This is a genomic window from Streptomyces sp. NPDC086549 (assembly GCF_044746205.1).
In the GTDB taxonomy this organism is placed as follows: Bacteria; Actinomycetota; Actinomycetes; order Streptomycetales; family Streptomycetaceae; genus Streptomyces.
In genome coordinates this window covers 206,498-216,824 of the sequence record NZ_JBIVBS010000014.1, presented here as the reverse complement: position 1 = coordinate 216,824, position 10,327 = coordinate 206,498, and the positions used below count along the sequence as shown (strand labels likewise).

7 protein-coding genes and 2 pseudogenes are annotated in these 10,327 nt (G+C 69.1%); 7 read left to right on the top strand and 2 right to left on the bottom strand.

Features of this window, described 5'->3' with window-relative positions:
- Positions 1-164 precede the first annotated feature (164 nt).
- Positions 165-851, bottom strand: coding sequence for an MFS transporter (locus tag ACIPSA_RS36190; protein WP_402642721.1), 687 nt, complete (start codon positions 849-851; stop codon positions 165-167).
- Between the two features lie 229 nt (positions 852-1,080).
- Here ACIPSA_RS36190 and ACIPSA_RS36185 point away from each other — a divergent pair, with 229 nt between their 5' ends.
- Together ACIPSA_RS36185 and ACIPSA_RS36180 are read left to right on the top strand one after the other, a co-directional pair.
- Positions 1,081-1,683, top strand: a complete 603-nt coding sequence (locus ACIPSA_RS36185) for a hypothetical protein (RefSeq protein WP_402642506.1) — start codon at positions 1,081-1,083, stop codon at positions 1,681-1,683.
- Between the two features lie 238 nt (positions 1,684-1,921).
- A pseudogene (locus tag ACIPSA_RS36180) lies at positions 1,922-2,368 on the top strand (transposase); the annotation flags it as partial.
- Between the two features lie 90 nt (positions 2,369-2,458).
- Here ACIPSA_RS36180 and ACIPSA_RS36175 read toward each other — a convergent pair.
- Positions 2,459-3,298 carry a GntR family transcriptional regulator gene (locus tag ACIPSA_RS36175; RefSeq protein ID WP_402642503.1) on the bottom strand — a complete coding sequence of 280 codons (840 nt, stop codon included), beginning with the start codon at positions 3,296-3,298 and terminating at the stop codon, positions 2,459-2,461.
- A 270-nt stretch (positions 3,299-3,568) separates the two neighbouring features.
- Here ACIPSA_RS36175 and ACIPSA_RS36170 point away from each other — a divergent pair, with 270 nt between their 5' ends.
- From ACIPSA_RS36170 to ACIPSA_RS36150, 5 genes and pseudogenes are all read left to right on the top strand, one after another.
- On the top strand, positions 3,569-4,837 hold the full coding sequence (locus ACIPSA_RS36170; RefSeq protein ID WP_402642500.1) for an extracellular solute-binding protein: 1,269 nt from the start codon (positions 3,569-3,571) through the stop codon (positions 4,835-4,837).
- 34 nt (positions 4,838-4,871) lie between these two features.
- Positions 4,872-5,860 (top strand): annotated as a pseudogene (locus ACIPSA_RS36165) (carbohydrate ABC transporter permease).
- Positions 5,857-6,696 (top strand): carbohydrate ABC transporter permease, encoded by an 840-nt coding sequence (locus ACIPSA_RS36160; RefSeq protein WP_402642498.1) that lies wholly within the window; start codon positions 5,857-5,859, stop codon positions 6,694-6,696. The pseudogene ACIPSA_RS36165 and the gene ACIPSA_RS36160 overlap by 4 nt, the downstream one beginning before the upstream one ends.
- A 43-nt stretch (positions 6,697-6,739) precedes the next feature.
- The gene (locus tag ACIPSA_RS36155) at positions 6,740-8,272 is read left to right on the top strand and encodes a beta-N-acetylhexosaminidase (RefSeq protein WP_402642495.1); all 1,533 of its coding nucleotides are present in this window, start codon (positions 6,740-6,742) and stop codon (positions 8,270-8,272) included.
- A gap of 61 nt (positions 8,273-8,333) precedes the next feature.
- Complete coding sequence (locus ACIPSA_RS36150) at positions 8,334-9,761, top strand: cellulose binding domain-containing protein (RefSeq protein ID WP_402642493.1); 1,428 nt, start codon at positions 8,334-8,336, stop codon at positions 9,759-9,761.
- Positions 9,762-10,327 lie beyond the last annotated feature (566 nt).

The window sequence follows — 10,327 nt, the reverse complement described above, 5'->3', positions numbered from 1 at the left end:
GCCGCCCGGGGGCGGGCCCGCCGGGCCGGGGGCGGCGGGGCCCCCCGCCGCCCGGCCCGCGCCCCCCCCCCCCCCGCGGGGCCCCCCCCGGGCCCGGGGGCCCCCCCCGCGGCGATGACGGGCGGCGCCGGACGACCACTGACCGGTGGCGGCCCGTCGGACCGTCAGCTCACGTCACCGGTGACCGTCCCGGCGGGGTGCGTCACCGCGGTCGCCGCGTCGGCATCGTGCGCCGGCCGGGCGCGTACTCCGATCAGGACGAGGGCGACCAGCGCGGCCAGCAGCATGCCGATGCCGCCGACCAGGGCGCAGGTGTGCAGGGCGTCGGTGAAGCTGGCGCCGTAGGCGGACAGGGCCCGGCCGGTGGCCTCCGAGGTCCCCAGGTGCAGGAAGGCACCTGCCTGGATGCCCACGTGGGAGACCATGCCGTTGACCTGGCCCTGGTCGGCCGGGCCCAGACCGGAATGGGCGAGGTGTCCGGGCAGGGTGCCGAGGGTGCGGTTGGTGAGGATGACACCGAAGACGGCGGGGCCGAGCGCGCTGCCGATCTGGCGCAGGGCGCTGTTGGCGGCGCCGGCCGTGCCCGCCAGCCGGTGCGGAAGGCTGTCCATGGCTATTGTGGTGATCGGTGCCATGGCCAGCGCGATGCCGATGCCCAGCACCCCGATGAGCAGCGCGGCTTTGCCGGTGCCGGTGTCGGCGTGGAACAGGTTGACGCACAGCTCCCCGATGCCGCCGACGACCAGGCCGGTGACCAGCACCAGCCCGGGAGAGGTCCGGTTCATCAGCCGGCCGACCAGCGGACCCAGCACGACGGTGAACCCGTTGAGGGCGACCAGGCGCACCCCGATGTCCAGCGTCGAGGCGTGGTGGACGAGCCCGAAGTACTCGCTCAGCGCGAAGACCAGGCCGACTGCCGGCCGGCGGCTCCCGCCGGGTTGCCTTGGTCGTGCTGGACCTGACGTCGATCAGCGAGGAGGCGATCACCGCGATGCGGTCGGTCATCTCCGAGGCGGCCGGCGTGGCGACGGCAGACATCGTCGTCACCGTCACGCACACGCCGGCGCGGCCGTGCGGCACGTGGAGGAGCAGTACGGCGATGACGTCGTCGGGCTCTTCCTGGTCGGCTCGTGCGGCGACCAGTCAGCGGCGTCCCGCTCGAAGCGGTACACCATCGACAAAGACCGGAACTGGTCCCAGGTCGACGCGAAGGACGCGGGCTGGATCCTGCTGACCGTGCAGGGCGAGCGGCTGGGCACAGAGGTGGTCCGGGTCAGCGGGACCAACAGGACCTCCTCGGGCAGTGCGAGGTCTCCACTGCGTCTGCTGACCGACTCCGTGACGGTCGGCACGGTGGCGATGGGTAATCCGACGGGGCCGACGAAGACGTACGACTTCACGCCGAACGGCACGGCCGAGGCGCCGATCTGGGTGCTCCGGGTCGGGCAGGGCGTTTTCGCCGGAGTGGAGCCGGAACTGTCCACCGACACCGCGCTGGACATCGAGCAGCACTCGTCGTTCGCGCACACCGCCGTGCTGTCCATGCTGGAAGGCGGCTCCAAAAACATGGCGGAGGCACGGAGTTACGCCCGGATCACGTACGAAGCGATGGATTCGTCGTACGCCAAGGGCGCGGCGGAAACCGCTGCGGCGAAAGTCGCTGACATTCTGCATTCGCTCTGACTGTCCGTCCTGAATCCCCTCCAGCACCGTCGGGCGCCGAAGCACACGCGTCGCCCGACGGCGATTTTCATCCACTGGGCCGTGGACCGGGACTCCAGGCAACCCTGTACTACAGCCTCAGCAACTTGCCCCTGAAGAAGTCTGAGGATGGCGCTGGGTTGTCCTTTGGGGGGAGCTGGTGAGGGCCGTGACTGGCCGCGACAGTGGAGGCGTGTCGTAGCGGCTGGGGGTGGTGGCGGTGCTGTGTGTCGCGGGAGGGCAGGATGCCTGGTGGGAGGTGCTGCCGGAGCACGCGCGGCAGTTGCCCGCCGAGCCGGCCCGGGTCGATGCGTTCCCGGACGACGAACGATTCATCGCCCCGTGGCGGGCGGTGTTCGCCGAGCGGCTGGGGCGGCCGTAGATGCCGGTGGAGACGCTGCTGCGCCTGCTGTATCTCAAGCACCGGTACCAGCTGGGTGACGAGACCCTGTGCCGTGCGGTCGCGGACTCGTTGAGCTGGCGCCGGTTCTGCCGCATCCCGCTGGCCTGTCCGGCGCCGCACCCGACCACGCTGATCAAGCCAGTGGGCCGCAGCGGGGCCCGGACGGTGGAAGAGCTCAACGTTGCTCTGCTCGACAAGCTGGTCGAGGACACGCTGCTGCGGTGCCGCAAGCTGCGCATCGACACGACCGTGGTGGAAGCCGACAGCTGGAGGACAGTTCCGGTCTCATGCGCGCGCTGGCCGGCCAGATCGGCCCGTTCTTCTATCGCTACGCCCGTCCTGGAGAGCTGTAGCTCACGGTGCCGACTGGATCTCCCCGAGCGTGGAGGACGCGATGGTGTCGCGGTGGGCGAAGTCGCCCGGAGGGATGCCGGGGTGGTGTCCAAGCCGGGTCGGCGGCACCGTGGCCGAGGGGCCGAGGGTGAGCCGGGAGACGATGCGGTAGCGGTCGCCGCGGTAGATCGAGTGGACGTATTCGACGGGCTGACCCGTGGCGTCCGAGGTAAGCCGTTCGAAGAGCAGCGCCGGGGACAACTCGGGCACGTCGAGCAGCTCGGCCTCGGCTCGGGTGACGACGGTCGGCTCGATCGCCTGTACGGCCTCCTGGACGTGCACGCCATGCTGTTCGCGCAGGTGCTCGTACAGGTCGCCGGCTTCCAGTTCCCGGGCGGACAGGGTGGGGACCAGATCGGCCCTGATATGCAGATGTTCGATGGCCATCGGGGCACCGTCGACCAGGCGCAGCCGTGCCACGTACACGATTTCGGCGGCGGGTGAGATGCGCAACTTGCGGCCCACGCGCGCGCCTGCCGGGATGGTGGTGAACTCCAGCAGGCGACTCGACCAGGTCCCGGAGGCCTGTGGCACTGTCATGGCCTGCTGACCGGAAACGAGTTCCTGGGTGATCTTCTCGGGTGCCACGAACATGCCACGACCGTGTTCCCGTACCAGAAGACCCGCGGCGACGAGCTCGTCGACCGCCGCGCGCAGGGTCGGGCGGGACACGCCCAGGCGGGCGCACAGGGAGCGCTCGGAGGGGATCGCATCCCCCGGGCGGTGTGACTCGACGAGGTCGAGGATGAAGTCGCGGACCAGCTCCCGTTTGAGTACCGCACCTGGTGCGTCGGCCTCCATGTTGCACTCCCTTATGCGCGGAATCCCCAGTCAACCAGTTGGCCAGTTGACCACTGGTCGCCTGGCAACTGCCCTCTGAGTCAGGGAAGTGTAACCGCCACCGAGCGGTGATCGTCCAGAACTTGACTGGTCTGCGCACCAAAGCCCTTAGAAGTACAGGGGGTTGACCCATCGATTGGTCTATGCCACCTTCATCCTCACATCAAGAGGTGAGCTGTCCAGTGGACTTCACTGGTCAGGTGGTCAGGTCATGTCCTCCAGAGGTGAACCGTGAAGCTCCGCTTGTTCGCCGGCGTGTCCGTGCTCGTGATGACGGCCGGGTTGAGTGCCTGCAGTAGCTCCTCCGATGCCTCCGACGCCAGTTCCGGCGGGAGCACCACCATCGACGTCTGGCTGATGCGCGACAGCGTCTCGGCCCAGTTCCAGAAGGACTTCGTCAAGGGCTTCGAGACTGCTCACCCCGACATCAAGGTCAAGGTGCAGATCCAGGAGTGGGACGGGATCGGCGAGAAGGTCACGGCGGCCCTCGCCAGCAACGACGCGCCGGACGTCATCGAGACCGGCAACACCCAGGTCGCCCAGTTCGCGCAGAGCGGGGGGCTGCTCGACCTCAGCGTCAGGGTCGACGAACTCGGCGGGAAGAACTGGCTCAAGGGCCTCTCCGAGCCGGGCGCCTACGAGGGCAAGCAGTACGGCATCCCCTACTACGCCGCCAACCGCGTCGTCATCTACCGCACCGACCTCTTCAAGAAGGCGGGCGTCGACGCGACCGCCATCAAGACCCGCGACCAGTGGCTCGCCGCCACCGAGAAGCTCAACACCGGTGGCACACAGGGCATCTATCTGCCCGGCCAGAACTGGTACACACTCTCGGGCTTCATCTGGGACGAGGGCGGTGACCTCGCCATCGAGTCCGGCGGCAAGTGGAAGGGCACGCTGGACACCCCCGAGGCGATCCGCGGTATGGAGTTCTACAAGAAACTCCAGGCCCTCGGCACGGGTCCCAAGGACTCCGACGAGGCCAACCCCCCGCAGGCGGACGTCATGGCCAAGGGGAAGGTCGCCCAGGTCGTCTCGACACCCGGCGGCGCCAATGTCGTCATCCAGAACAACCCCGCGCTGAGGGGCAAGCTCGGCTTCTTCCCGATTCCGGGGAAGACCGCCGGCACACCCGGCGCCGTCTTCACCGGCGGCTCCGACCTCGTCATCCCCACGGCCTCCACCAAGCAGGACGCGGCCTACGCCTTCATCAAGGAACTCACCGGCGACACCTGGCAGAAGAAGCTCGCCCTCGCCATGAGCTACGTCCCGAACAAGACCACCCTGGCCGGCGCGGTCGCCGCCGACCCGGGCGCCGCGGCCATGGCGGTCGGCGCCGCAGAAGGCCATGCCACGCCCAACACACCCGGCTGGGCCGCAGTCGAGGCCAAGAACCCGATCAAGGACTACATGACCGCCGTTCTCACCGGAGGCGACCCGCAGAAAGAAGCCACCACGGCATCCGACGCCATCACCACAGCAATGAACTCCGGCTCCTGAACCGTCACGTCAACGCACGGGAAGGAAGAGTGCCGTGTCGGCCGTCCGAGAGCAGACCGCCCCCCGCCCCCCACTCGGCACCGGGCCACCCCGGCGCTCCAACGGCCCAGGACCGCGCCGCCCGCCGAAGACCGCCGGCCGCACGATCTGGCCGTACGTCCTGATCGCGCCCGCCGTCCTCGGCACGCTCTACCTGCTCGTGTACCCCCTGGTCCGCGCCGTAGTGATATCGCTGCAGAACTTCCGCCTACGCCAACTCATCGTGGGCGACGCGCGTTTCGTCGGATTCAAGAACTACGAGACGCTGCTCAGCGACGACCGCTTCTGGGAGGTCGTGCGCCGCACCTTCCTCTTCATGTCGATCAACGTCGTACTGATCATGGCGCTGTCCACGCTGGTCGCGCTCATGATCGAGCGGCTCGGCCGGTTCGGCCGAACCACGGTCCTCAGCGCGCTCGTGCTGACCTGGGCGATGCCCGTCATCGCGGCACCACCGTCTTCCAGTGGCTGTTCCACTCGGAGTTCGGCATCGTCAACGCGGCCCTGACAGACCTGGGGTTCGAATCCTTCCACCGCTACCCCTGGTTCGCACACGGTCCGGCCGCCTTCGCCATCGTGGTCACCCTCATCGTGTGGCAGTCCGTACCCTTCGCGGCGATCACCCTGTACTCGGCCCTCACCACCGTCCCCACCGAGCTGTACGAGTCGGCGCGGCTCGACGGAGCATCGGGGCCGCGGATATTCCGCTGCATCACCCTCCCGATCGTCCGGCCCATTTTCCTGCTCGTGTTCTCGCTCGAAGTGATCTGGACCTTCAAGGCGTTCGTCCAGATCTGGGTGATGACCAACGGCAGGCCCGGCGACGCGACCACGATCCTGCCCGTGTACGCGGTGCAGACCGCCCTGTCGAGCCAGCGCTACGACCTCGGATCGGCGGCCTCCATGGTCACCGTCGTGCTGATGTCGGGCGTGCTCGTCTTCTACTTCCGCCAGATGTTCCGCCAGGAGGACGAGCTCGCATGAGCACGACCCGGCCCCGCATCCGCCGCATGCCCCTGAACGCCGCCGCCGCCGTCACGGTCGTGGTCTGCCTGTTCCCGGTCTACTGGATGGTCGCCACCGCGTTCACACCGACCCGCGACATCCAGTCCGACAGCCCCCGCCTCCTCCCGGAGACCTGGACACTCGACCACTTCCGCACCGCCGTCGGCGCCGACGGCTTCGGCCTGTTCTGGCGCAACAGCATCCTCGTCACGCTGAGCGCCGTCCTGCTCTCCCTCGTCATCGCTCTCGGCGCCGCCTACGCGGTCGCCCGGATGAAGTGGAAAGGGCGCCGCCAGTTCATGCTCATGATCTTCATCGCCCAGATGGCGCCCTGGGAGTCGCTGATCATCCCGGTCTACATCATCTCCCGGGACACCGACATGCTCGACCGGCTGCCGACCCTGACCCTCGTCTACTTCATGATGACGCTGCCCTTCACCATCATCGTCCTGCGCGGCTTCATCGGCACGATCCCCCCGGAGCTGGAGGAGTCCGCCCAGGTCGACGGCTGCACCCGGCTCGGCGCGTTCCGGCACGTGGCGTTCCCGCTGCTGGCACCGGGTCTGATGGCCACCTCGCTGTTCGGCTACATCACTGCCTGGAACGAGTTCACGTACGCCAACTTCCTGATCATCAAGCAGCAGGACAACCGCACCCTGCCGGTGTGGCTGTCCTCGTTCCAGAACGTCTTCGGCACCGACTGGGGCGCCACCATGGCCGCCTCGACCCTCTTCGCCGCACCGGCACTCGTGGTCTTCCTGCTGCTCCAGCGCCACGTCACCTCCGGCTTCGCGGCCGGCGCGGTCAAGGGCTGACCTCACACTCGATCCCCACGCGACCCCGTTCCGGAGACGATCCATGCCCGCACAGCGATCTGGACTCACCCTCATCCCCCGCCCCACCAAGGCCGCACTCCGGCCAGGACACTTCACGCTCGACGCCGACACCGCGCTGCACATCGGCGCAGGCGCCGAACCGGCCGCTGAACTGCTGCGCACCCTGCTCGCCCCCGCCACCGGACTGTCCCTGCGGCCGTCCCCGGACGGACAGTTCGCCCTGACGCTCGACCCCGGACTCGCCGGCCTCGGCGAAGAGGGGTACGGGCTCACCATCGCCCCGCACGCCGTGCTGCTCCGCGCCGCGCACCCCACCGGCCTGCTACGCGGCATCCAGACGATCCGTCAGCTCCTCCCCCCTCAGGCCCTGTCGGAGACCCCGCAGCCCGATACGCGGTGGCTGCTGCCGTGCGCCGAGATCACCGACATCCCGCGTCACCCCTGGCGCGGCGCGATGCTGGACGTGGCACGCCACTTCCAGCCCGTCTCCTATCTGCGCCGTTACGTCGACGTGCTGGCCTTGCACAAGATCAGCGTGTTCCACCTGCATCTCACCGACGACCAGGGCTGGCGCATGCCGGTCGCCGCCTTTCCCAAGCTCACCGAGATCGGCGGCCACCGCGCCGAGTCACAGCAGGGCCCGGCCGGCAGCGACACGTACGACGGCATCCCGCACGGTGGGGCGTACACACGGGCCGAACTCGTCGGCCTGGTCCGGTACGCGGCCGCTCGCGGCGTCACCGTCATGCCGGAGATCGAGATGCCCGGCCATGTACGCGCCGTCCTCGCCGCCTACCCCCGACTGGGCAACCACCCGGAGCGCACCCTCGACGTCTGGACGCGCTGGGGCGTGTGCGACACCGTCCTCGGTGTCCACGACGAGGTCCTCGACTTCTGCCGCACCGTCCTCGACGAGGTCATGGACGTCTTCCCCTCCCCTTACATCCACGTCGGCGGCGAGGAGTGCCCCACCACCGAGTGGACGCACAGCGCCGCCGCACGCGAACGAGCGGCGGCGGAGGGCCTGCCGAACCCCGAGGCCCTGCACGGCTGGTTCCTCGGACAGATCGGCGACTTCCTCGTCCGGCGCGGACGCCGCCCGGTCGGCTGGGCCGAGACCGGCACCGAACTGCCCCTCGACTTCACCGTGATGACCTGGCGCGACCCGTCCCACACCCTGACGGCGGCCCGCCGCGGCCACCCCGTCGTCAGCGCGTACCACCGGGCCACCTACCTCGACTACGCCCAGTCCGACGACCGGCACGAGCCACCGGCCCAGCCCGGAACCGTCGTCGATCTGCGCGCCGTCCACGCCCACAACCCCGTACCCGAGGATGCGGACGCCCAGGCGGCCGGACGGGTGCTGGGCACACAGACCCAGCTGTGGACCGAGTTCGTCACGACGTCCGCCCACATCGAATACCTCACCTACCCGCGGCTGTGCGCCCTCGCCGACCGCGGCTGGAGCGACGCGACCGACTGGGCCGACTTCCGTTCCCGCCTCGGCGAGCACACGGCCCGGCTCGACGCGCTCGGTGTCCAGCGCCACCCCTGACACCACCCCTGTCCCTGTCCCGTTCCGGGAATCACCCCCACCTTTCTGGAGAGGAACAACGATGAGGTTCGCGAAGAAGCGGCTGCGCGCCACCGCATCCACCGCCGTCGCAGTGGCCATGGGCGCCGCCGCGCTCACCGCACTCCCGGCCACCGCGAGCGCGGCCACCGACGGGCTGAGCGTCCAATACCGCACGAGCGCCACCGGAGCCAGCGCCGACCAGGCCGAACCCTGGTTCAAGGTGAAGAACACCGGCGGCACGACCGTACAACTGGCGAACGTCAAGATCCGCTACTACTTCAAGGCCGACTCGGCGAGCGCGACCTACCGCTTCGCCTGTTCCTGGGCCGTCAAGGGCTGCGCCAACGTCACGGGCACCTTCGGTACGCTCGCCAACCCGACCGCCACGGCCGACCGCTACCTTGAGATCGGCTTCAACTCCGGTGCCGGCTCGCTCGCCCCGGGCGCCGACACCGGCGACATGCAACTGCGCTTCTACCAGTCGACGTGGGCGCCGCTGAACCAGAGCGACGACTACTCCTTCGGCGCCTCCCAGACGTCGTACGGCGACTGGTCCAAGGTCACAGCGCAGCTGGCCGGCACCACCGTGTGGGGCCAGGCCCCCGCGGGCAACGACCCGACGAACCCGCCCACCGACCCGCCGACCGATCCTCCGGCAGGCGGCGCCACGCTGTTCGACGACTTCAACTACAGCGCCTACAACGACCCGAAGGTCTCGGCGCACGGCTGGAGCGTGCGCTCCACCTCCGGTGGCCCCGGCGTGTCCGGCGCCACCTGGGCGCCCGACAAAGTCACCTTCGCCACCACCAGCGGCAACTCCGTCATGAACCTGGAGACCTCGACCGCGGGCACCGGCGAGAGCACCAAGCAGACCGAGATCGTCACCAACGCGCGCAAGTTCAAGAACGGCACCTACGCGGCCCGGGTCAAGTTCAGCGACGCGCCCAAGTACGGCCCGGACGGCGACCACCTCGTCCAGACGTTCTTCACCATCAACGACCTCACCGCACCGATGGCGGACGACTACTCCGAGTACGACTTCGAGTACCTGCCCAACGGCGGCTGGGGCGAGCCGGCCAACATCCTCTACACGACGTCCTGGGAGACCTACCAGGCCGACCCGTGGGTGGCGGTCAACCAGCACACCGAAGGCCGTCAGAGCTACAACGGCTGGCACGACCTGGTGCTGACCATCGACAACAGCACCATCAAGTACTACATCGACGGACAGCTCTTCGGCACCCATGACGCCGCGTACCTGCCGGAGCGGCCGATGTCGATCAACTTCAACCAGTGGCTGATCGACCTCGTAGGCCAGACCAGCACCACCGCACGGGCGTACGACGAGCAGGTCGACTACGTCCTGCACGTCAAGGACCAGGTCCTCACGCCGGCCCAGGTAGCCGCCAAGGTGACGGCGTACCGCAGCGCGGGCACCACGTTCGAGGACACCGTCCCCAGCAGTTGATCCCATTGCCCGATGACGGGGGCCAAGGTGACCGCGCACGTCGGCGCATATGCACCGAGTGCGTGGTCCCGGCCTCCCCCGTCGGGTGCTCGAACCCACGCGCACCACCTGCCGCGCTCCGGGCCGGGCGGTCGGCAGGGCGCCCAGCGGAAGCTTGTACGGCAGGGCACGAGAGGTCACTGTTCTCGACCGACTGGTGGCGCACTGCCGCGCCGGCCGAGGCCGCACCCTGCTCGTGTGCGGAGAGCAGGGCATCGGCAAGACGCCCTGCTCGACCACGTACAGGCCACGTCGCACGGTGTGCGGGTGGCTCGGACCAACGGTGTCGCGAGTGAGGGCGAGTTGTCCTTCGCCGCCGCGCAGCGGCTGGGTGCCGAGCCGCAGTGGGAAGGCGTCGAGTCGATCCTCGGACTGTGCCCCGGCTCCCCCGGCCCGTCTCGACACCGGCCTCGCCCTGCATGGTCTGCCCGCCTCCGCTGCCTGGCGGCAGCCGGTGCTGTGCCTTCTCGATGACGCGCACGTGATGCCCTGGCCTCTCCCGAGAGCCTGACCGTGAACGCGCGCCG